Origin of the sequence: Cronobacter sp. EKM101R (assembly GCF_963888145.1) — a bacterium.
Lineage (GTDB): Bacteria > Pseudomonadota > Gammaproteobacteria > Enterobacterales > Enterobacteriaceae > Cronobacter > Cronobacter turicensis.
Genome location: NZ_CAWPHW010000033.1, coordinates 426441 through 447423 on the forward strand (window position 1 = coordinate 426441; position 20983 = coordinate 447423).

The following is a 20983-nucleotide window of genomic DNA, read 5'->3' on the forward strand; positions in this document are numbered from 1 at the left end:
GCTATTCCTCCTAATGTAAGGTTTCCCCGCAGCTGAAGCAGATGAGGAAAATTTATGTATTTACGACCCGATGAGGTGGCGCGCGTACTGGAGAAAGCAGGGTTTACCATGGATGTGGTGACGCCAAAAACTTATGGTTATCGTCGCGGCGAGAATTATGTCTATGTGAATCGTGAAGCGCGGATGGGGCGCACGGCGCTGGTTATTCACCCGACGCTCAGGGAGCGCAGCCAGTCGCTGGCGGACCCGGCTTCAGATATGAAAACCTGCGATCACTACCAGCAGTTTCCGCTGTGGCTTGGCGGCGACGCGCAGGAGCATTACGGCATCCCGCTGGGATTCAGCTCCCGCATGGCGCTGGAGCGTTATCTGAACGGCTTATTTGGCGAACCGCAGTAAACCGTCCCTTCTCAGGCCTGCGCGCTGACCGGCGCGGCGGCGCTTACCCGGAACAGACGGCGGCAATAATCGAGGAAATACCCGTAGGCCGCCCCCATCATCATCGATACCACGATATTGGAGCTCACCGCGGCGATAATCTGCGGGATATCCGCGCCGACGAACAGCAATATGGCGGCGTACACTGGCGACTGAAAGGTAATATAGGCGATGACGTCTGCGATGTTTTTCACCAGGCGGCCTTTACCGATGCGCGCGGCAACGCGCATAACCGCATCGCGATAGAGCCCGTAAGGCCAGGCAATCACCATATTGACCGGGATAGCGACCAGACGTGACGAGAGCGATTGTTCGAAGCTCATTCCTGAGACGAATATTTCAATCATCATCCCCACGACGGAGCAATACACTACCATGGCAAAGGTGTCCGCTACGGCGTGACGCAGGCGAGAATGCGGCGAAAACATCGAATTAAGCTCCTGGCTCATCAACAGGGAAAACGGGAAAGGTATAGGGCATGCTGGCGATATGCCTGGCATTTTGCGTTGATGATAGAGTATATGGCTGCCTTATTGCTTTCAATTAGCGATAAATTTTTATTTATCGGCGCTTTGTCCATAAAATCCTCTGTAAATTCAAAAGCGTGCGGCACTTCGCTATTTTTTAACGGCGCTTGCGAATTTTACATTTAATTTCAATAGGTTATTTTTTTTGCGGCAATGGTGTCGAGCCGCAAGCGGCAGAGAATTTTTCGCAGGGCAGTTTTATGGCGTGCTGTGGAGTTTCAGATAGCGCATTAACCTAAAAATCAGTTATTTATGCTGTTTTTACAGGGCGGCCTGAGGGCGCTGTCCAGACATCACCGCCGATATTATCGGTGTGATGAATATGATTAGCCTGCCGTAAAACGGCTTTAACCATTATTCAGCCCGTTCACGCAGGCGCTGTCGGATAATGCCCGCCGGTTTTTTAACGGGAACAGCCATTACCATGGACGCAATCAGCGACGTTTTATATCAGGTTGAGCGGGGCATTCTGGCGCTCGCGCGCGAAGGAGAGCTGCGCAAAAAGCTGCGGCGCTTCTGGTTTGAAAACCTCATCGACATCCAGCCAGCCGCGCTGCCGGAGGCACTTCAATGCCCGCTTTATCAATTGCGCGCGCATTTCAGCGCACCGCAGGCGCGCCCGCTGGCGGCGTGGCGTGATGAAGAGATTCAGGGACTACTTAAAGAAATTCTGGGGTTTTATCACCAGCTCAGCGAGCAGGTGTTCAGGGAGAGTACGGCTAATACAAGGTAAGGCGGATGCATTTCGCTTATCCGCCAGAGGTAAACCGTAGGGTGGGTAAGCGAAGCGCACCCACCATGAAACACCGCCACCCAACACGGGCGCGGCTTTCGAATCAACACACCCCGAAATCGCCGTCTTCTTGATACAGCGCCACATCGGCGGCTTTCAGCGTCACTTTCTCGCCCTGTTCGTCATCCGGGCGCACCGCGACAATCTGATCGCCATGCACTTCAATCACTTTAAGCTTCGGGCCGCCCAGACGCGGTTGCACAATATCGCCTGCTGCAAACATGATGACCTCCTGTTTATTCATAAGGTTTCTGTAACAGTAGTCCACCATCGCGCTCACCGACAACCGCCAGCCCGCGCTTTGCCGAAAAAGGGTTAATCGATCGCGGTCTGTATAGCCGCGTTAGGCCAGGTAAAGTCCTGTATGTAAGGTGGCGCTTTGCGGTTCAGCGACTAAACTTAATAAAAATAAGTCACTTACAAAACCTGCAAAAACAATACAGGAGTAACTATGGGATTCTGGAGAGTCGTTTTTACTATCCTTCTTCCGCCGCTTGGCGTACTGATCGGGAAAGGTTTGGGCGGGGCGTTTATCCTCAACATCATTCTGACGCTGCTCGGTTATTTCCCGGGCCTGATCCACGCCTTCTGGGTGCAAACCAAAAGCTAATCCCCGCACTTATACGGACCCGCTACGGCGGGTTTTTTTATGCATTTATCCTGCCTTTTCTCACCTGCTTTATCAGCATGTTACGCCATTGCGAACCTGCTCACGCTTTAATCGTTATGTTGCATTTTTATTGCGTACAAAGTGTGCGGATTTACTCACGCTTAACAATATTTTAGGAAATGAACTGTTTTAATCGAAACTTTTGCCGATAACAGAGGGGCAGAGAGGCGTTTTTCTCTGAATAATTTGAAAAATAGAGATAAAAAGAGGCCACCATGGGGATCCTGTCAACATTAATAACGGGTCCAGGACGGACATTTTCGGCGCAAAGCCCCCGTAGCGGTGTGTATCGCTGTCAGAAATTACCCACATCGTTACGAGACGCGGGCGTGCCGGATAAGCCGGGCATCTTGATGGTATTTGTACCGCCCAATGCGAATTTTCATGCTGTCAGTCAGGTCTGGCAGCGCTTCGCCACGCCGGAACGCACCGTTCTTGTGCTTTCCTCCACCGGCACGCTGTGCCAGCAGGATAAAGCAACGGTCTATTGCGACCTGGAAGGCGACGAAGGGAGTTGGTTGCTGCTGCCCAAAGCGCTGATTGGTCGCCACGAAGTGCATTCTGTCGATCTGCACACCCGCATTCCGGGCGCCGCGCAGCGCGTGCAGGCGATTTCGCGCGATCTCAGCGCGCTCGACGTGCAGATGCCGCTCAGCGCGGACCGTACGTTTGCGATGATTTACTGCGACGGACTCGCCGCCTCCGAAGGTTTCCTGATGCAGGCCTGGTATAAATCCGGGCGTTTCCCGTGTCTCGCTGTCGGCGGGGCGGCGGGCGGCAAGCTCGATTTCAGCGGCACCTGGATGAGCGTCAATGGACGCATGATGGACGGCCGCGCGATTGTCATTCTGTGTGAAATGGCATCAGGCAAATCCTTCGCGCCGTTCAAAAGCCAGAACTTCCAGCCGACCGACAAAAGCTGGCTGGTGGCGCAGGCCGATCCGGTCGCGCGCACCGTCACGTCGCTGTTTGACGCGAAGGATCAACAGCAACCCATTACGTCGTATCTGGCAAGCCAGCTCAACTGCAAACCCGATCAGCTCGGGCAGGCGCTGGAGGGTTATACTTTCGCGGTAAAAGTGGGCGATGATTTCTTTATTCGCTCCGTGGCGCAGATTGAGTCCTCACAGATCCGCTTCTTCTGCGATCTGGAGTTTGGCGACAGGCTCTACCTGATGAAAGCGACCGATTTTGTCGCGCACACTGACCATGACTGGCAGGACTTTACGCGTCGCTACGGCAAACCGGCCGGGATGTTGCTTAACGACTGCGTACTGCGCCGTATGAACAACCTCGGCACGTTGCCGCGCGCCGATTTCTTCCGCAAGATCCCGGCGGCGGGCTTCTCAAGCTTTGGGGAGATCCTCGGGGTGCCTATCAACCAGACGCTCTCCGCGCTGGTGTTCTTCGATAAGCCTAACCAGGCGATGAGTCAGTTCCCGGTGGAATACGCGGCCTACGCGGCCCACTATGCGCAGCGCACGCTGCGTCGCTGGGAGGCGATGCACCGCATGCAGTCGCAGGTGATTGAGCAGGTCATCAGCTATCAGCAGGAGCTGTCGCCGCTGCTCTCCACGCTACCGCTGCTGGAGCACGCCACGACGCAGCAGACGGAAACGCTGGATATCGCGCAGGGCAATATCCGCTCCATGAGCAGCGCCGCGCGCGATACCCGTGAAGCGCAGGACAGGCTGGAGCAGGGGCTGAACGATCTGGAAACCATTTCGGCTGGCATCACCAAAATCACCAGCGGGATCCGCTCTATCGCCGATCAGACCAACCTGCTCGCGCTTAACGCCGCGGTGGAAGCGGCGCGGGCCGGGGAATCCGGACGCGGTTTCGCCGTGGTTGCGGGCGAAGTGCGCCGCCTGGCGCATCTTTCACGCGAGCAGGCGGAGGCGACGGCGCACAGCATCAATGAGTCTGTCGAGACGATTGCGCGTATTCGTCAGGTCACCACGGAAACGGTCAGCGCGACCCAGACCATGGCTGACCGCAGTATCGAAGCCGCGGACCGTATCGCCTCGATGAGCGAGCAGACCAGCGAAGAGCGCGAAAACGTCGCCCAGAGCCTGGGCCGCCTGAAGGTGGTCGCCAAAGGGATGGACGCGATGCAGGAAGCGGTCGCTCAGCTGCGCACGTTACAGGAGCTGGCGAAGTAATTTTTCGTTTGTTCTGAAAACGCGGGGTTTATTGAAAGGCGAGACGGGGTAATACCCCCTCGCTTTTTTTTTATGGGGCGCTGGTGGGGGTTAATATTGATCGCCAATCGGGTCGGGAAGGAATTATTCACAAAACGCGAAAAACCGGCTGCTATTCTCCCCTAATCCGGCCTTACACTGACTCGCGCTATCCGGCACGTGTAATTGAACGGTATTGTTTGTGTTTTCATAACGGCACACCAGCCAGAGCGGTAAATCCATTTTCTTTCCGTACGCCTGATAATCTTTCAGCGTCCAGACTATGCGGTTGTCATTATCAGGTATCAGCTCGCCGTGTTTTCCGGCGGCCCCTGGAAAAGGGTGGCGTCATTTAAGCGGTGTGTGGTTAAGGCATTCTGTAACGTGTACGGGCATGTTATTTTCCCGGCACAGGCAGCGCCTGAAAAGATAAGCACAGCTGTGCTCAGCAGTAACGTGTTATTCCACGACATAATAATTATCCCCGTTGTTTTCCGCGCGTGGCGCATGCCGGAAATAAATTGTACGCTGAGTAGCGGGGTGTTACTGCTATATAAGCCATATTTTAATCTCCATCTGATTTCAGGAGATAATATTTTTGTTTGATGAGGTAAACGTAGTGATCCTTTACAATAGTCATTGATTGGGAATATTGCCCGGGATTTCTGGCCAGTTATTGAGTGATGATTGAAATAATCGATCATTATTACAAACATCAAATGACGATAATTTCAACGCTATTGCCAATAAAGAGGACCGGTTATGGAGTTGAACGAAAAAACCACAGCAGCCGTTCTGGAATGGTATGACGAAAAGTGGAATCTCCCTGGGCTACTGCGCAAGAAAATACCGCTGACGCCTGAAACCAGCCTCACCACAGGCCGCTATCCGTGGGCGCGAGAGACGGGAGATGAAATTATGAAGGACTATTTTGACCGGTTTTCTGTCGATGACACGGGCTTTGATTTTTTCAGATACTGGCCCCCTGAAACAGGTATGTGGCCTCATTGCTTGCGCCCTCGAGCATTGCGGGTGGAAATAAAAGCGCCTGAGCCATTAACCATATCTATGTTAATCGAGTCTGCAAAAGCCGGGCGATGGCTTTACTGAGGCATGAAGATGCGCACGCATCAGCGCCGTAAGCGAGGTCAGATGATCCCGCAGAAGGCCGTGCAGCTCACGGATTGCGGGGGAAAACTGCTTGCGATGCGGGCAAATAAGATTGAGCGGAACCGCCTCGCCGGGCTGCTCAGGCAGTAACACTTCAAGACGTCCGGCAAGAACATCCGCGCTGACATCTATCCACGATTTATACGCAATGCCCATCCCGGCAACGGCCCAGCGCCGGGCCAAATCCGCGTCGTCGCACAGCATCCGGCTGCTTACCGTCAGCTGGCGCTTCACGCCGTTTTCTGGGAAAGACCATTTGTCATACACGTGGCCGTTCAGCGTATAAAGCAGGCAGTGGTGCAGCACTAAGTCGTCAAGCGTCTGCGGCCTGCCATGTTTTTCCAGATACGCGGGCGATGCGGTCAGCACACGTCGATTGTCCTCTGCGAGCGGCAGGGCGACATAGCTGCTGTTCTCCAGAACGCCGTAGCGGATAGCCACATCGACCGGATCGCGAAAGACATCGCTGACGTTGTCCGACATAAAAATACGCAGCGACACTTTCGGGTGTTTTTCGCAAAACGCGGTGATCACCGGCAGCAGAACATTGCGCCCGATATCGGACGGCACCGCGATTTTCAGCTCGCCCTGAATCTCATTGTCGCCGCCCTGCAACCGCTCTGCGCCCGCCTGCAAAATATTCAGCATCTCTTGCGCATACGGCAGCCAGGCTTCGCCTTCGGCGGTAAGGCGCAGGCTGCGGGTCGAGCGTGCGAACAGGCGCTTATTGAGATCGCGCTCAAGCCGGTTAACGGCGGCGCTGACCTGACCCGGAAGAATGTCAGCTTCTCGCGCCGCGCTGGAAAAGCTGCCCAGCGCCGCTGAACGAACAAACAACGTAACATCTTCAAGACGAATCATGCTGACTCCAGAGTGCAAAAAAGGGGCGCCGCCGCCAGCCACAGGTCTGTGTTTTTAGCAGATACCTCAGCAACACGCCACACGTGTGTTACTCCACCTCACTGCGCGCCTATTTTCACTTTCTGAGTGAAAGTCCTGATGCCGAAACCCCGTTTTTCCGCGCCTGCCGCTTACGTATTCTTCGGGAACACATCACAGCCCCTCACACAGACGACAACGGGAAGACATTATGAAAGCGATTGTTTATAGCCAGCACGGTTTACCCATTACCGATCCTCAGGCCTTGTACGACACCGAAGTGCCAAAGCCGCAGCCGGGCGAGCGCGATCTGCTGGTGAAAATCCGGGCCATCTCCGTTAACCCCGCTGATACCAAAGTGCGCGCCAGCTCACCGGTAACGCAGCCGCGTATTCTCGGCTGGGATGCCGTGGGCGTGGTGGAAGCTATCGGAGAAAACGTGACGCTGTTTAAGCCCGGCGACGAAGTTTATTACGCCGGCGCCATTAACCGCCCCGGCGCGTATGCCGAATATGGTCTGGTCGATGAACGTATCGCAGCGCACAAACCCGCCTCACTGAGCGATGCCGACGCCGCGGCGCTGCCGCTTACGTCACTCACGGCCTGGGAACTGCTGTTCGATCGCCTGGAGGTAAAAGAAGGACATGGCGACGCCATTCTTATTATCGGCGCGGGCGGCGGCGTCGGGTCGTTGCTGACCCAGCTGGCCAGCAAACTCACCGGCCTTCGCGTGATTGGCACCGCCTCCCGCCCTGAGACGGCGCAGTGGGTGCGCGAACTCGGCGCGCATGACGTTATCGATCACTCACGCCCGTTGCTGGAAGGGCTGCGGGACATTGGCGTGACTGCCGTGCGCTACGTGGCAAGCCTCACGCATACCGATAAACACTATCAACAGATTGTGGAAGCGCTGGCGCCACAGGGGCGACTGGCGGTGATTGACGATCCGCAATCGCTGGATGCCGTACCGCTCAAGCGCAAGTCCGTCTCTCTGCACTGGGAGCTGATGTTTACCCGTTCACTGTTCGAGACTGACGACATGCAGCGCCAGAACGACATTCTGGAAAGCGTGCGCCGCCTGACGGAAGACGGCACCCTGCGCACCACCAAAGGGGAGCATTACGGAAAAATCAACGCAGAGAATCTTCGCCGGGCGCACGCATTTATTGAAAGCGGCCGCGCGCGCGGAAAAATCGTGCTGGAAGGGTTCTGATTTCATGGCCGGTCGCGCCAGGCGGCCGACCGCCTTACGTTAGCCTCAGGAAAAGAAAATAATGAAAACAACGATGTTGAAAACCGCGTTAGCGCTGGCCGTTTCTCTGACGGCCGGTCACCTGATGGCCGTGCAAACGCACGATCTGCCGACACGCAGCGCGCTTGCGCAGGACCGCGCTATTGGTCAGCCGGAAGTGGTGGCGACATTTAATGGCGCAATGCCGACCGGCGTTACCGTGACCGAAACGGGCCGCATTTTCGTCAACTTCCCGCGCTGGGGAGATGACGTGCCGTTTACGGTGGCGGAAGTGAAAGATAACCAGCTGGTGCCTTATCCGAACGCGGCAATCAACACGCCGGACAACCGCGCGCCAGGCTCTCATCTGCTGAGCGTACAGAGCGTCGTGGCGGATGGTCAGGGCCGCGTATGGATCCTCGACACCGCCGCGCCAGGGTTTTCAACCCCGGTGGCGGGCGGCGCGAAGCTGGTGGCGGTAAATCTCAAAACGAACCAGGTTGAAAAGACGATCGTGTTCCCGCCGGAGGTTATCAAACCCGCGACTTACGTTAACGATATGCGCTTTGATTTTCGCATCGGTAAGGCGGGCGTGGCCTATGTTACCGACTCTTCGCTCTCGGGCACCGGGGCAATTATCGTTATCGATCTGGACAGCGGTAAAGCGCTGCGGCGTCTGGAGGGCGATCGTTCGACATCCCCTGAACCGGGCTTCTCGCCGGTCGTGGAAGGCGAGACGCTGTTGCAGCGCCATGCCGATGGCACGACCGCGCCGTTCAGCGTGGCATCGGATGGCATCGCTATCTCCCCGGACGGCAAAACGCTCTATTACAGCCCGCTCTCTGGCCGCCATCTGTATGCCGTTTCGACAGCGCTCCTGCGCGATCCGGCCATTACCGAAGCGCAGCTCTCTGCCGCCGTGAAAGATTTAGGTGAGAAGGGCGCATCGGACGGGCTTGAAAGCGACGCTACAGGCGCGGTTTATGCGGGCGACTATGAACGCAACGCCATTCGAAAACTTCCGGCGGGCGGGCAGTGGACGACCATCGCGCACGGCCCGGAAATTCTCTGGCCGGATACGCTCTCCGTCGGGCCCAACGGGTATCTCTACTTCACCGTGAACCAGCTAAACCGCCAGCCAGGTTTTCACGGCGGCAACGATCTGCGCCAGAAGCCTTACGCGCTGTTACGCGTTAAAATCAACGCGTCACCCGCACCAACACGTTAAATCAGGCAGGGGCCAGTGGCGGCCCCGTAATCAGGAGCAGAGATGTTCAGTAAAATTTATGAGGTTGATGACGGCCATATCGATTTTCAGGGCGTCGTGGATGGGCTTTATTACCCGTTTTACATGGAATGGGCGCGCCATGCGTTTATGAAAGAAGCGCTGGGGATTGATATCGAAGAAGAGTTTAAACAGGGACGCCTGTACATGGTGCTGGAGTATTCCCTGCGTTTTCGCCAGAGCCTGAAGAAAGGCGACACCGTGGAAGTGACCTGCCAGCTTGAAAAAAACGTCAAACGCAACCGGGTCAATTTCGCCCAGCAAATCCGCGTGAATGGCGCTACCTATGCGGAAGCGACCTTCGTGGCCACGTGTCTGGTTAACGGCAGACCTTCTATGCCTGACGCGGTGGTTAAGGCGTTAGAAGAGCTCTGATCTTTCCTTTCCCGACCGGCGCGGCTGCTTTTAAGACAGCGTGCGCCGGTTTCAGGCCGATCACTCTTTAAAAGCCCCGCCGCTGAATACGCGGGGCGATAAACGATGATGCGGTTCGCGCTCAGCGATTTCTGTTCATAAACGTTCCGGCGTTACCGGCACTGGGATCGATAAACACGACATCCTCAGGGGAGCGGCGGGGCGTATCCAGCGTCAGGAAAATCACCGGTTCTTCTAGCAACACCGGGAGCGCATGCACGACGCCGCGCTCAAAAAACAGCATATCGCCGGGGCCAAATTCCGCCTCCGTCGCGGCATCTTCCATCCAGAACGTGCCTCGCCCTGAAAGGACATACAGATATTCATCGCACTCGCGATGATAGTGGGGCGGCACGCCGGTATAAGCGCGAAAAACGCGGCTGCTGGCATCCGGCCGGTCGGTCAGATAAATATCAGCCAGCATCGTCGGCGCTGAGTCGGGAAGCGTTGCGGCGATCTCGGCCGGTCTGAAGCGCGCCGATTTATGTGAAGTGACGTCAGTCATTGCAGGTACTCCTTACAGGTTGGGATCAGGCTGGCGCGAGCGCATCATTTCACGTTGGCTTTGCGCTCAGTGAGGGCATTGCGATGGCGCATAAACGACGCCTGCTGTCATTCTCGAAACGGCCAGCGCGCAGGCGTTGACCTGCTCGCGCCGGGTTCAGAGGTACAGTAGTGCCGTAAGAGAAGCGGAAACAGTGAGCCGCCAGAGAAGGACTTTCACTTGCGGCGTGAAAGTAGGGGAGGGAACGTCGTAATGAAGTAAATTGCTGCGCGCTTACGTGAACTGATTTTGGTTATCAACGTTCGCGCGGGAGTACCGATTACGGGCGCTAAAATCAACGAGATAACCAAATTTCAGTGACGTGTGGGACCCGTTCGCCGCTGGTTGCCAGCAGCCGGAATTGCGCGCGCAGGGCAGCACCAACTCTGCGTATCTGTGATCTCCAGCAAACAGATGACATTGCTAACGTCCACCTGGATACCTGGGGCATTCACATTGAGATACTCCTGGCCGCTGCGCTTCCCGGCGTTGTCCTGTCGTCTACCCTGTTGCGCTAATTGACAGCCCCGGAAAAAGGCGGAAAGGATTATCCGCTACATCAGACATGTAGATGCTCATGCCAGCGTAAGGGGATCTGAGCGGATCATCTCCTCTTGCAGATAATGCCTGAAACCCTACCAATAGTTGGGTGGCTCAACGGTTGAAGCATTTTCACCGTAATATAGCGAAGGCAACAGGCGGGACAGCGAGCTGAATTCACAGTGGGCGTGCTGCATAAGCCCAAGGCCAACGTCATCCGGAACAGGCCTGGCCTCGACATCCGCCGTTTCTCCAAGAATAAAGCGCGATCGCAGGACGCATCCCCAGCTCGTATCTCGCACCACATGGATCATCCTTCCGCCTGTCGGGTCCCCCTTTTCATCAAGGGCGATGTCGTGACCAAAGCCAATGCAGCCACATACTGCAGTGGACAACCAGCCTTGATGACGTGCCTGTAACAGGCGTTCGGCATCAAAAAAGTCCTCGGGTTGGTGAAATTTTATCCTGGCTGGCAGCGGGGCTATTTTGTTCCCAAGCCCTTCTTCAGCGTGTACCGTGGCCCCTATAAAGTTTTTTCCCTTTTCCCAGTGACTGTCCCAGCCGTAATGGGCTATGTGTTCGCTCGGATGCCACCATTTCAGATGCTCGGTGGTGCTGAAGAATTTAAACCACCAGTCAAACATGGCTCCGCTGCATCCGACCATATCGGTCCGGGCCGCTACAACCAGCCGGCCGTCATTCAGGCGGGTAATACCCATTTCCAGCGCTAACGGGGCAGGATTGAGCAAATCATCGACAGAAGCCAGATCCCAGTTCTGATGCGTATCGTTCATCACGTTTACTCCACAGGTTTTTATAACATTCAGGGTGCCGTTTCCGTTCCATCCCGCAGCTTGCGGGGGACGGCAGTAAACAGGTACTGCACAAATGGGGCAATGGCCTCCGTATTTTCAAGATTGTCGGTCAGCAGGTGAAACCAACAGAAGCCAAATGACATCACCAGCATCATCTCAATGTCGGTATCGGCTGGCAGCTCTTTGCGTCTGACGGCCGTTTCAAGGATCTCGCGCGGCAGGGCGAAACGGCGTTGCATAAACTGGTCCCGCAGCAACTCCATGTTCTCCTTGTTGTTTTGGGATTCAGCTATAAAGCTTCGGAAAGCCACGCCGCAAGGCGTGTTGTTCCATAACTCCCACAGGGTTGTGAGCAGCAGGGAAAAGCGCTGGCTTACTGCCATTTCCTCCGGAATATGGATCGCACGGGCGCTTTCTACCTCATAGACTTCGGCAATCAGCTGAGCTTTATTGGCCCACCACCGGTAGATGGTTGGCTTACTTGCGCCAGCCATTCTGGCCACACCGTCAATGGAAAAACCGGCGTACCCTTTTTCCGAAAGTAAGGTTCTGGCGGCCTCAATAATGGCCTGATGTGACGCCTCACTGCGTACGGCGCCCGTTGAGCTGCGGGATTTCTGGAGGTCATCTTTCATAAAGAGTTCTTTCCACTGGATTGACAAAGCGTTCGCTTTTACAGAATGAAAAAGGAAACGATACGTTCCGTATTGTTTAACTATAAAACAGATATCAGCGGGATGCCAGCCACGGGAGCATAAACTTACGAACTGAACGCCTTACCTGTGAACGCTCACGATGCCCTTTTTGTGAATGAGGGTACAGAAGACAGGCAACGTCAGGCATCGCCAGCAGGCACCCGGCTGGCGATGTCAGCGTCTTAAGGTGCCCAGGGTTTCCCCTGGGGAAAACAAGATCCGCATATAGCGGACCTGCGTATACGAGATTGCGATAACTGTTTATCGATAGTTGATAATGCGCGCACCGCGCGAACTCACTCAGCCAGTTGAATGAATCTTATTGATTCACTTATCACCCTTTTTAGTGCTACAGGCGGCCAGAATATCCTCAGAAGGCGTATATACCTGTGTCTGGACCCCGGTGATCCCCAGCAGCGTGGAAAACAGATTATCCTGAGAATATTTCCGCGTCGTTGCCTGTTGCTTCAGGCAGCCTGCATCAATAGCGTAGCGTTGTTGATAATCAGGCGACAGCCAGATTAGCATAGGCACATGTTTTTGCACTTCAGGCGCAATGGCATAGGGCAGACCATGCAAATAAGCGCCTTGTTCTCCCAGTGATTCACCATGATCAGACAGATAGATCAGACTGGTCGTAAATTTTTCCTGACGGGACTTTAATAATTCAATAGCCTTATCCACGATATAATCAACATACAAAATCGTATTGTCATAGGTATTAATTAATTGCTCTTTTGAGCATTCCTGAATCTGATTCGTTTCACACGTTGGCGTAAATTTGCGGAACGCTGGTGGGTATCGATGATTATAAGTAGGGCCGTGGCTGCCAATGGTATGCAGAACGATAATGCCATTTCCCTGTAATTGATCGATATATGCCTCAAGGCCATGGAAAAGCACCTCATCATAACATTCACCTTTGATGCTCATACCCGGGAGCTTGAGGCTGGTCATGTCCTGGTGTGGAACCCGATCGCAAACGCCTTTACACCCCGCATCGTTTTCATTCCATAAGACACTCACCCCGGCACGCTGAATGACATCCAGCACACCTTCCTGATGACTGGCCAGAGCATCGTCATAATGTTCACGCGGCATACCAGAAAACATGCAGGGTACGGATACGGCGGTGGATGTTCCACAGGAGCTGGTGTGAGGAAAATAGATAACGTCATCTTCTGCCAGTAAGGGATTTGTCAGGCGTGAATAGCCGCCCAGCGAAAAATTCGCCGCGCGAGAGGTTTCGCCCACAATCAATATTGTCAGGTTTTTTTTTCGGGCTGTTTACGCGCTCCGGTAACAGGCGAGCGTCCTGGCCAATTTTAACCAGAGGGAGATTAGCGCGTTTTCGGTGGTGATAGTAAGACAGTGAGGCGGTAATAAAATTAGACGGACTCAGCGCTTTTACTAATTCCCGGTTATTACGAAAGAGCGATGCGTAATCTTTGTAAAACAGCATAGCCACCAGCATGATCAGAATAAAAGAAATAATCACGCTTGCGCCACGGTAAATTACGCTTCTTATAAAAGAGAGGTTCTTTTTAATGCCTGTCCACAGAGCAATGCCCGCTATGACAATCCCCGAAAGAAATATCATGATTACCATTTCAGGTGTCAACAATGCCATACTTTCTGCGGGTGTGGTATCGATGATGTTAGTGATCATCGAGCGGTCAAGCACAAAACCATAATGCAGAATAAAGTATTGCGCCGTGGCGGAAATAATAACAAAGAGTACGATGGTGATTTTATCAAGCCACAGAAACGAGGCGATAGTCACAACAATATTGATAACGCTGAACGCTACCACGGGCATAGACAGGAAAAAAAGAACATCATGCGGACCCGTCAGAGAAATGAGTGCCAGTGCCTGTTTATAGAACGCGATATTGAGAAAAACAGAGATATAAAGTGAAAAAATTACTAGAAATGTTATGCGGTGCAAAACGGGTTTTTTATCTTTCAGAATTGGCATACAGGTAGTCCATAACCTTTCAGGGATGAGAGCGTAATAAGATTTCTATAACATTTGCTTATGAAATTATTCAGGTGGTAAACCATGTATAAAGGAAAGTGGCAACAATGATGACTACGATAATAGTGGATACATATTCACCGCCTGACCTTTTATGCATTAATTCACCTTTCAATGCTTAACTTGAATTCATAATGATGCAGGTTCTCTATACTTAAAGTAATCTAATGTAATGGACTCTAACGTCGCTTTTTAAAAACAATGTGATATGTGTCACGATATATCGTAACTGTCGGTTTTAGCTGTACTCTTTCAAAGCCTGGCCCCTGAATTTACGGCAGGGCGCTATCAAAACGCATAAGATATAAGCCTGTAAGCAGATATTGTGGCGGTTCATGCCACGCGTTGTCGCTGTATTCCTGAACAAAGAAGAGGCAGTAAGGACATAAAAGGTTATTGCCCCGTGATGGCATTATGAATTCAGATAATCCTGCACAGTAGATGATGTTATTATTCATAGTGTGTCAGTGGTATCTGCTTATTTTTACGGCGTCGAAAGCGTATTGTCATTGCTTCTGACATTACCAAAAATATCGCTATCGCATCCTTCGCCCTCTTTAACTATTTTTAGGAATCCACTTTGATAGCTAAAAATTTTCGGCGATCGCGATGCCCGTCAACTGACTCACTGGCAGACATCAATCTGCAAGATGCGGCAGAGATATTCTGTTATGCAAAATACCCGTTACTTCTGCATTGCAGTTTTCGCTTTGGATTTTGCGTTATCGCAGGCAGACGGGTTTTTAGCGCAAGCGTCTTTAGCGGCCTGCACTTCTTTTTTGGCACTGGCTTTTGCCTGAGAACATTGCGTCGGGTTTGCCTGGCACGCTGATTTGGCCTTCGCTATTGCCTGACCATTCGCTGCATGTGCCGGGCCCAGGGCCAGTAACATATAGGCTACCAGCGTTATCGTTAATTTTTCCATTCGACTCTCCTTTCGTGGGTATTATTTACTTGCGCGTAGGAAATGTTTCGTTCCTGTATAGTGTTTAATGCTTACTTATTACGGGGTGGCTGTATTCGCGGCGGGTACGGTTCCTCTTTTTACCTGAAGTCGATGCTGAAGCTCTGCCTGACAATCCGTATTTCCTTTCCATGCGCATTTCGCCAGTTCGCGGGGAGACATTTGTTGCGGTGGTTTTGATGTACAGGCTGCCAGGAGCATAATAGTCAGGGGAATAATTATTTTTTTCATTGCAGTGTAGATTTCTGAAATAACGGAGAAGTGATTATCTGGCCGCAGGCTTAAGTTAAAATTAAGAGGCTGATGCAGCAGCACGATTGATTCATTCCTGTATTAATCGCAAAAGGGAATCATTTTGAGGAGTGAAAAGTGGGCAGCGCACTATGTCTACGGGCGAGCACCCGTTGCACTGCGGCCACCCGGGGCTTTCTGAGAAATGTGTATTGCTTAGCGTAAAATGGTCAGGGCATCAGGACGATTAAGGGCTGGATGAACGCTTGAGAGCCTTTTCCTGAACGTCTGTAGGGGATGATGAAATTCTGTGCTGTGAGAGAAAGAACGCCTAAAAGGTGCGGATTTAATTAGTTCTCTTCGGACTTCGCGGGACAAATTGAGGGCACAAAAAAGCCCGCAGGGCTTGCGCCATGCGGGCTCTTAGGACTTCATCGGATGACTCTGGTAATCACCGATGGAGAATTTTGGTGGAGCTGGCGGGAGTTGAACCCATGTCTGAGGTGTGATTAAGTGGTTGAATAATAGTTTTTTATTTAATTCATAATGATTTTGGTGCACTTTGCGTGCATATTGTGGTCGTATTAGTGTCCCGACAATGTCCAGAGTTTTACTGGAATCATGTGATTAATCAGCACTGCCGGGCAAAAAAAGACCGCTTTCGCGATCTTTATTTTCTGTTTCTGCCATATTTACGCTTTGCCTTCCTGTTGCTTACCGGCTTCACCTCGCGGTTGTTATCGACTTTCTCATGTATGTCCATATTGAACCAAGACGCATGCGATACTTCGCTGATGGGAAAAATTATACTGGTATCAACATCTTCAAGGTCATTATAGTCGTTTGAGAAAAGAACCCTGAGCGTATCTTTATCCCTGTATCCGGACATGATGGGGCTAATCGAGATTTCTAGGTTTGGTCCTTGCTTTTCGTTGGGTTCGCTTATCATGTTGACGGTACCAACATAAATCTTTCGACATTTCAGGCTTACCAACACAGGTCTGTCTTCAGTCGCCGAATCGAAAAATAATTGCCCAAGTGAACCATCAGAGAGAAGTTTACCTAACTCGTTTAGCCTTATGACTTGCTTAGAGAAACTGAGGTTTTCATCGTTTTTCGGTTCTGGAGTAATTAGCCAGGCGGCAATATAAATACGAAGCCGGCAGTACTGCAACCAAAGCCATGCAAGTCCCACAGTTGTCACTGATAACAGAATAAGCCATGAGGTTATGCGATTTTCTTTAGGGTCAGCACTTCCATCTATGAGATGTGAGAGCCACGTTGCAAAATTTAAGTCAGGGAAAAGGTACTTAATAGAGTATGCAACGATGACGGATGAAAGACATGCATAGAAACCGTACGTGGCCACCTTCATGTAAAGAAGCTGGCCATCGTATCTGTGTAAGCGGAAGAAGAGTTTGATGTTGTGCGGCGATGTTACTAATAAAGAACCACTGACTAACAGTGGTATAATGAGTAGTGCAAACATTAGTTAATCGTCGCTGTCCTTTATGTTGGCTTTGGCTGCGGCCACAGCCTCTGCATCCTGTTCGATATACTTACGTGCAGCTTTTCTAAGGCGATTTATTTTTTCAGGATTTGCTGAGCCGTCGACGATTACAGCACCACGACCAACGACTTTGATGTTCTTCACACCTGATTTTTTCAAACGCTCTGCCATTGCTTGTCCGCCTTTGACAAAGCCGCTCAAACCAAACATCTTCATGACTAGTTCTGACATAAAGACCTCCTTTTGTTAACCTCAAATACTCCGTTTGAGATTCTTTAACCCCATATGGAAAAGGGCGCGGGATTGTAGCATAACCTACTTATTGGTTAAAAGTAGCCCGTTCAATCCTACAACTTTGACCACCTGGCTGGTGTCAAGTTCACTTATAACATAGATGCGAGCCACAAGGCTTGGCAAGCCAAAAAGTGCGACGGGCTGCTGAAACACGGCATCAGGCTAACGGGAAGCTATGAAAGCTAATTTATTTTGATCATGACGATATAGCAGAATTTATCGATGTACGACCGTCGTACACTGCCAGATATGATCCGTAATTGCGGAACAGCATTTCTGGACCCTTATGCCCCATCTGACCTGCAAGCCAGAAAAGGTTTACTCCCTGGCTGATGTGTTTGGTGGCGAATGTATGGCGGGTCTGGTAGGGATTACGGTATCGAACACCAGCTTTTTTCAGGGTTGGCACCCATGCTTTTTTTCGGATAGCGTCTGCGTTCGCCCAAGGCTCTCCCGTTTTCGGGTCGCTGAATATGAACTCGCTTTTCATAAAGGTGTATTGTTTCTGCGCCAGCAGGGCTGCCAGCGCCTCACTGTTCAGCTCAACCTTACGGGTACCGGCTTTTGTTTTAGTGCATTTAAGTACCCCTACGACGCTGGCCATCTGCACGTGGGCGGTGTTTCCGATAAAGTCGATATCCTTCCAGCGTATAGCGCACAATTCAGAGCTACGTAGTCCGGTGTTGAATGCGAACCGGAACAGGTTTTCCCATTCCGGGTACCTGCAGCTCTGGTAAATTGCGAGGGTTTCCGCTGGCGTGAACGGGTCAACCTCGTAATCGTCGGGGCTCGGTTTGCTGTCGATCACGTGGTACCGGCTGGCGCTGACGAGGGTTACCGGGTTAATGGTCAGCAGGCCATCCGTAACAGCTTCATCGATGGCGCTGCGCAGAAACGAAAGGTTATTCCTGGTCGTTTTCAGTTTTGTTTTCCGGCTGGCTATCCAGTTTTTAAGAACCGCAGGTGTCAGTTCCGACACGTGAAGTTTATGCAAAGCTGACAGCGCCGACAGGCACTTTTCATAGCCGTTGATAGTCGACGGGGACAGGTTGCGGTTCTGGCAGATTTTGAGATACTCGTCCAGGTAAGACTTAATATTTTTTGTTTTCTTCGTAACCCCAAATAACTCCAGCTTTTTGGAATTAGGGAAGTATTTCGCATACTCAAAAGTACCATGAGCGATCTGATTGTGTATTTCCCCAAGCAGCCGCGCGGCGTACTTAACACCCCGCGTGTTTGCCTCCATTTTGGAAAGGGGCTCGCGGCACAGAACCCCTTTATACGTAAAAGTGATTACCAGGGTATCGCCTGTTTTGTGATGGCGAATAGTTACTCCTCTTGGGAGAGATAATGATCCTTGTTCTTTCTTGCCCACTTTGATACCTCTACTAAGTCAATCCAGCGTTCTTTTACACCGTCGACTTTTAATACATGTACTCCTTCCTTCCATAACCCTCGTTGTATCCGTTTGTTAACGGCATCCACAGTTTCTCCGGCCTCCCTGCAATAGGTAGATAGGGGAACGCAATCAAGACTCATGCTAACTTCCTCTTGGTGGTCTACAAACACGGCATCGATAATTCCAAGTGTCCAGATGAAGCGGCTAACTCCACGCCTAAGCCTTCACCTGGTTTTCATACTATCTGCGCAGCACACGTCGAGATATCGCCTTATGCTGCGCTTGTCCTGCGAAACGCAACGACGCAGCCTGGCAGAAGCTGAACGGCGGAGGATTCGCACTGGTTGCCCCAGTGATCCCAGCCCGGCGCCGCCGACCGGCTGAACAACTCGATGCGCGGCACGTCACCATAAAGGCGCTCTAACCGGTGGCGGGCTTCCCACGGTTTCGCGCTGTGACGGCCTAACTGGCTGTAGATGACCTGTTTCACGCTGGCATCTTTGCGTTCGAGCCCGGCGCCGCGGGTGGCGATAAGAAGATCCTCGGTGTTGGCCCGCGTATGGTTTCCGCCATTCATGCGCGTTTGCGCGTTAAGCAGGTCTAAAAAGTCGTGAAAATCCTCAACTTCGCCAGCTTCCAGCGCTTTATTGATATGATGCTCTGCCAGTTGGTTGAGCTTCACCCATGTGAAGCCCTTCATTGTGCGAACTGTAAAACCCCAGGCTTCGGCAAGCTCCATAGCTTCGCGGTTGTGAGTGCCGGTGTACCACATCGCCAGAACTGCGTTTTCTGCGGCCAGCTCCCACACAGGGAGGCGTTTCATATCGATCAGGCTCATGGTGTCGTAATGACCGGCTGCCGCGCCGTTGCTTACTGTGTTGCCGTAGCTCCACGCGGGATCTGCATAGATAAGCGAATACTTCACAGCCACCTCACAGGAATTGATCAGCAGGGATGCCCGCTTTTGCGTTCTCGCGGTTTACCTCGCGGCGCAGCGTGAGAAACTGGCCTACCGGATCGGGGCTGCGAAGAATCCCGACCAGCTTCTGCTGGCTGTGGCTCGTTTTCAGGCGCTGCTTTAGCGCCAGGGCGCAGGATTTAACATTGGCCCGCGTGGGGCCAGCGATACGCATACAGAGACACATCGTGATAAGCAGATCGGCATATTCATCAGTGGCGCGAATAAACTCATCATGATCGATGCGCTTCATCATTTCCGGGATGCGGTGTTTAAGGCTCATTGCGGGATATCCTCATCAAATTCCGGGGCTGCTGCTTCCTGTGCTTTTCTGGACGGTTCAGGGAACTGATACGGCGTGTTTTCCAGCTTTAACCACATGGCATCGCGACCAGCTTTAATGGTCGGCCAGTCCATGCCTTTGATGCGTTCCCATGAGCGGGAGCAAAACACCTCTTCCAGAATGTCGGCTTTAGCGCGTTTCGCGTCGTTGCTGGTGCCGCCGTGGTGTTTGTTCAGCAGTTCTACAATCTCATCGAGGGCGATCTCTTTGGCGCGCTTCTCTTTCTGCCAGGTTGGCTGGCCGTCGTCGGCGAACAGCTCGCCATTGTCGCGGGAGGTGTCCACGCCTAAATGCGTGCCGCCAAGATTCAGAAATTCAATGTGCGGCTGGAAATGTTTAAACGTCGGGTTTGAGAACGTCTGGCCGTCGATACGAGTAGAACGGTCTTTCAGAATGCGCGCGGTGCGCCATACCTGCCCGGACTCCAGATCCATCTGCTTTTCCATCTGGATCAGGATTGAAGGCTCATAACCCGTCTCGGTTTCTGCTTTCATTTTGATGCCTGTTTTAGCAAGCTGACGCTTGCCGTCGTCGCCCTCGAAAAAATCATATTCATAGCCTGCGCGGCCACACATGATGATATGTGCCTGGCTGTTAACGAAACGATCGGTGAAGCGTCGCCATTCCTGTTTCAGCCACGCCCAGTCAGAAAATTCGAGACCACGCTTGCGGTTGCGGCGTGTGGCGTATTCGTCACAGAGGACAGTCCAGAAATGGCTCACTGAGTCGATTATCAGCGCTGACCCGCTTTGTTCTGCTTCGTTGACAGCAGCCAGGAGATCCACAAAGGCGCGAGTTTTGGCTGTGTAAAGCTCAATGTTTTCAGCATCAAAGCGGGGCTTAACCCAGTCAGAGCCGGTTTCAGTGTCAAGGAACATCACAGGGAGATCGCCTGCTGGCAGACCACGCTGGCGCATCAGCAGAACGAGCCCGATCGCCAGTTCACTGGCGGTATAGGTTTTGCCGTCTCCGGCAAACCCCATGATTCCGGCTTTGAGGAAAGCCTGAGTATTTGTAGCACGCTGGAAAAGGGCCATTATTCTCTCCTTAGCTCCATATTTATTT

23 protein-coding genes and 2 pseudogenes are annotated in these 20983 nt (G+C 52.4%); 8 read left to right on the forward strand and 17 right to left on the reverse strand.

What is annotated here, in order from left to right; translation table 11 throughout:
* The first annotated feature begins 54 nt into the window (after nt 1-54).
* Complete coding sequence (locus AACV31_RS17230; RefSeq protein WP_007701107.1) at nt 55-399, forward strand: DUF2002 family protein; 345 nt, start codon at nt 55-57, stop codon at nt 397-399.
* A gap of 11 nt (nt 400-410) precedes the next feature.
* On the opposite strand, the gene AACV31_RS17235 is transcribed toward AACV31_RS17230, so the two are convergent.
* Entirely contained in the window at nt 411-866 is a 456-nt protein-coding gene (locus AACV31_RS17235; protein ID WP_161589373.1) for an L-alanine exporter AlaE, read from the reverse strand.
* A 523-nt stretch (nt 867-1389) separates the two neighbouring features.
* Between AACV31_RS17235 and AACV31_RS17240 the strand changes: the two genes are divergently transcribed.
* Nucleotides 1390-1698, forward strand: coding sequence for a hypothetical protein (locus AACV31_RS17240; RefSeq protein ID WP_105537570.1), 309 nt, complete (start codon nt 1390-1392; stop codon nt 1696-1698).
* A 103-nt stretch (nt 1699-1801) separates the two neighbouring features.
* On the opposite strand, the gene AACV31_RS17245 is transcribed toward AACV31_RS17240, so the two are convergent.
* Nucleotides 1802-1981, reverse strand: a complete 180-nt coding sequence (locus AACV31_RS17245; RefSeq protein WP_007763533.1) for a hypothetical protein — start codon at nt 1979-1981, stop codon at nt 1802-1804.
* 228 nt (nt 1982-2209) lie between these two features.
* On the opposite strand from AACV31_RS17245, the gene AACV31_RS17250 reads away from it, so the two are divergent.
* Complete coding sequence (locus AACV31_RS17250; RefSeq protein ID WP_007763532.1) at nt 2210-2368, forward strand: YqaE/Pmp3 family membrane protein; 159 nt, start codon at nt 2210-2212, stop codon at nt 2366-2368.
* A 344-nt stretch (nt 2369-2712) separates the two neighbouring features.
* Nucleotides 2713-4590, forward strand: coding sequence for a methyl-accepting chemotaxis protein (locus AACV31_RS17255; RefSeq protein WP_165156700.1), 1878 nt, complete (start codon nt 2713-2715; stop codon nt 4588-4590).
* A 123-nt stretch (nt 4591-4713) separates the two neighbouring features.
* On the opposite strand, the pseudogene AACV31_RS17265 reads toward AACV31_RS17255, so the two are convergent.
* Nucleotides 4714-5324, reverse strand: a pseudogene (locus AACV31_RS17265) (STY0301 family protein).
* Nucleotides 5325-5370: 46 nt separating this feature from the next.
* On the opposite strand from AACV31_RS17265, the gene AACV31_RS17270 reads away from it, so the two are divergent.
* Nucleotides 5371-5718 (forward strand): DUF1493 family protein, encoded by a 348-nt coding sequence (locus AACV31_RS17270; RefSeq protein WP_165156698.1) that lies wholly within the window; start codon nt 5371-5373, stop codon nt 5716-5718.
* Here AACV31_RS17270 and AACV31_RS17275 read toward each other — a convergent pair.
* The gene (locus AACV31_RS17275) at nt 5680-6639 is read right to left on the reverse strand and encodes a LysR family transcriptional regulator (protein ID WP_075197594.1); all 960 of its coding nucleotides are present in this window, start codon (nt 6637-6639) and stop codon (nt 5680-5682) included. The genes AACV31_RS17270 and AACV31_RS17275 overlap by 39 nt on opposite strands.
* A gap of 229 nt (nt 6640-6868) precedes the next feature.
* Here AACV31_RS17275 and AACV31_RS17280 point away from each other — a divergent pair, with 229 nt between their 5' ends.
* From AACV31_RS17280 to AACV31_RS17290, 3 genes are all read left to right on the forward strand, one after another.
* On the forward strand, nt 6869-7870 hold the full coding sequence (locus AACV31_RS17280) for a zinc-binding alcohol dehydrogenase family protein (RefSeq protein WP_075197595.1): 1002 nt from the start codon (nt 6869-6871) through the stop codon (nt 7868-7870).
* A 61-nt stretch (nt 7871-7931) separates the two neighbouring features.
* Nucleotides 7932-9116 carry an L-dopachrome tautomerase-related protein gene (locus AACV31_RS17285; RefSeq protein ID WP_165156696.1) on the forward strand — a complete coding sequence of 395 codons (1185 nt, stop codon included), beginning with the start codon at nt 7932-7934 and terminating at the stop codon, nt 9114-9116.
* 42 nt (nt 9117-9158) lie between these two features.
* Complete coding sequence (locus AACV31_RS17290; protein WP_007763523.1) at nt 9159-9548, forward strand: acyl-CoA thioesterase; 390 nt, start codon at nt 9159-9161, stop codon at nt 9546-9548.
* Between the two features lie 121 nt (nt 9549-9669).
* On the opposite strand, the gene AACV31_RS17295 is transcribed toward AACV31_RS17290, so the two are convergent.
* The 13 genes and pseudogenes from AACV31_RS17295 to AACV31_RS17355 form a co-directional block, all read right to left on the reverse strand.
* Nucleotides 9670-10092 carry a cupin domain-containing protein gene (locus AACV31_RS17295; RefSeq protein WP_007763522.1) on the reverse strand — a complete coding sequence of 141 codons (423 nt, stop codon included), beginning with the start codon at nt 10090-10092 and terminating at the stop codon, nt 9670-9672.
* A gap of 674 nt (nt 10093-10766) precedes the next feature.
* The gene (locus AACV31_RS17300) at nt 10767-11465 is read right to left on the reverse strand and encodes a DAPG hydrolase family protein (protein ID WP_165156767.1); all 699 of its coding nucleotides are present in this window, start codon (nt 11463-11465) and stop codon (nt 10767-10769) included.
* A 29-nt stretch (nt 11466-11494) separates the two neighbouring features.
* Nucleotides 11495-12121 carry a TetR/AcrR family transcriptional regulator gene (locus tag AACV31_RS17305; RefSeq protein WP_165156694.1) on the reverse strand — a complete coding sequence of 209 codons (627 nt, stop codon included), beginning with the start codon at nt 12119-12121 and terminating at the stop codon, nt 11495-11497.
* A 387-nt stretch (nt 12122-12508) separates the two neighbouring features.
* Nucleotides 12509-14159: pseudogene (eptA, locus tag AACV31_RS17310) on the reverse strand (phosphoethanolamine transferase EptA).
* A gap of 745 nt (nt 14160-14904) precedes the next feature.
* Entirely contained in the window at nt 14905-15144 is a 240-nt protein-coding gene (locus AACV31_RS17315) for a late histone H1 (RefSeq protein WP_165156692.1), read from the reverse strand.
* Nucleotides 15145-15222: 78 nt separating this feature from the next.
* Entirely contained in the window at nt 15223-15498 is a 276-nt protein-coding gene (locus AACV31_RS17320; protein WP_165156690.1) for a hypothetical protein, read from the reverse strand.
* 586 nt (nt 15499-16084) lie between these two features.
* Nucleotides 16085-16903, reverse strand: a complete 819-nt coding sequence (locus tag AACV31_RS17325; protein ID WP_014728198.1) for a hypothetical protein — start codon at nt 16901-16903, stop codon at nt 16085-16087.
* 3 nt (nt 16904-16906) lie between these two features.
* Nucleotides 16907-17155 (reverse strand): hypothetical protein, encoded by a 249-nt coding sequence (locus AACV31_RS17330; RefSeq protein ID WP_014728199.1) that lies wholly within the window; start codon nt 17153-17155, stop codon nt 16907-16909.
* Between the two features lie 259 nt (nt 17156-17414).
* Nucleotides 17415-18593, reverse strand: a complete 1179-nt coding sequence (locus tag AACV31_RS17335) for an Arm DNA-binding domain-containing protein (protein WP_165156688.1) — start codon at nt 18591-18593, stop codon at nt 17415-17417.
* On the reverse strand, nt 18548-18757 hold the full coding sequence (locus AACV31_RS17340; RefSeq protein ID WP_252142323.1) for an excisionase: 210 nt from the start codon (nt 18755-18757) through the stop codon (nt 18548-18550). The genes AACV31_RS17335 and AACV31_RS17340 overlap by 46 nt, the downstream gene beginning before the upstream one ends.
* 131 nt (nt 18758-18888) lie before the next feature.
* A complete protein-coding gene (locus AACV31_RS17345; RefSeq protein WP_165156686.1) occupies nt 18889-19542 on the reverse strand; it encodes an MT-A70 family methyltransferase in 654 nt (217 codons plus the stop codon).
* A gap of 7 nt (nt 19543-19549) precedes the next feature.
* The gene (locus AACV31_RS17350; RefSeq protein WP_165156684.1) at nt 19550-19858 is read right to left on the reverse strand and encodes a DUF7740 domain-containing protein; all 309 of its coding nucleotides are present in this window, start codon (nt 19856-19858) and stop codon (nt 19550-19552) included.
* A complete protein-coding gene (locus AACV31_RS17355) occupies nt 19855-20955 on the reverse strand; it encodes an AAA family ATPase (protein ID WP_185155287.1) in 1101 nt (366 codons plus the stop codon). Before AACV31_RS17355 ends, AACV31_RS17350 begins: the two co-directional genes overlap by 4 nt.
* Nucleotides 20956-20983 lie beyond the last annotated feature (28 nt).

Bases quoted from the DNA above. Each gene is read 5' to 3' on its own strand.
- AACV31_RS17230 (WP_007701107.1), top strand. From the start codon at position 55: ATGTATTTACGACCCGATGAGGTGGCGCGCGTACTGGAGAAAGCAGGG.
- AACV31_RS17235 (WP_161589373.1), bottom strand. From the start codon at position 866: ATGTTTTCGCCGCATTCTCGCCTGCGTCACGCCGTAGCGGACACCTTT.
- AACV31_RS17240 (WP_105537570.1), top strand. From the start codon at position 1,390: ATGGACGCAATCAGCGACGTTTTATATCAGGTTGAGCGGGGCATTCTG.
- AACV31_RS17245 (WP_007763533.1), bottom strand. From the start codon at position 1,981: ATGTTTGCAGCAGGCGATATTGTGCAACCGCGTCTGGGCGGCCCGAAG.
- AACV31_RS17250 (WP_007763532.1), top strand. From the start codon at position 2,210: ATGGGATTCTGGAGAGTCGTTTTTACTATCCTTCTTCCGCCGCTTGGC.
- AACV31_RS17270 (WP_165156698.1), top strand. From the start codon at position 5,371: ATGGAGTTGAACGAAAAAACCACAGCAGCCGTTCTGGAATGGTATGAC.
- AACV31_RS17275 (WP_075197594.1), bottom strand. From the start codon at position 6,639: ATGATTCGTCTTGAAGATGTTACGTTGTTTGTTCGTTCAGCGGCGCTG.
- AACV31_RS17280 (WP_075197595.1), top strand. From the start codon at position 6,869: ATGAAAGCGATTGTTTATAGCCAGCACGGTTTACCCATTACCGATCCT.
- AACV31_RS17285 (WP_165156696.1), top strand. From the start codon at position 7,932: ATGAAAACAACGATGTTGAAAACCGCGTTAGCGCTGGCCGTTTCTCTG.
- AACV31_RS17290 (WP_007763523.1), top strand. From the start codon at position 9,159: ATGTTCAGTAAAATTTATGAGGTTGATGACGGCCATATCGATTTTCAG.
- AACV31_RS17295 (WP_007763522.1), bottom strand. From the start codon at position 10,092: ATGACTGACGTCACTTCACATAAATCGGCGCGCTTCAGACCGGCCGAG.
- AACV31_RS17300 (WP_165156767.1), bottom strand. From the start codon at position 11,465: ATGAACGATACGCATCAGAACTGGGATCTGGCTTCTGTCGATGATTTG.
- AACV31_RS17305 (WP_165156694.1), bottom strand. From the start codon at position 12,121: ATGAAAGATGACCTCCAGAAATCCCGCAGCTCAACGGGCGCCGTACGC.
- AACV31_RS17315 (WP_165156692.1), bottom strand. From the start codon at position 15,144: ATGGAAAAATTAACGATAACGCTGGTAGCCTATATGTTACTGGCCCTG.
- AACV31_RS17325 (WP_014728198.1), bottom strand. From the start codon at position 16,903: ATGTTTGCACTACTCATTATACCACTGTTAGTCAGTGGTTCTTTATTA.
- AACV31_RS17330 (WP_014728199.1), bottom strand. From the start codon at position 17,155: ATGTCAGAACTAGTCATGAAGATGTTTGGTTTGAGCGGCTTTGTCAAA.
- AACV31_RS17340 (WP_252142323.1), bottom strand. From the start codon at position 18,757: ATGAGTCTTGATTGCGTTCCCCTATCTACCTATTGCAGGGAGGCCGGA.
- AACV31_RS17350 (WP_165156684.1), bottom strand. From the start codon at position 19,858: ATGAGCCTTAAACACCGCATCCCGGAAATGATGAAGCGCATCGATCAT.
- AACV31_RS17355 (WP_185155287.1), bottom strand. From the start codon at position 20,955: ATGGCCCTTTTCCAGCGTGCTACAAATACTCAGGCTTTCCTCAAAGCC.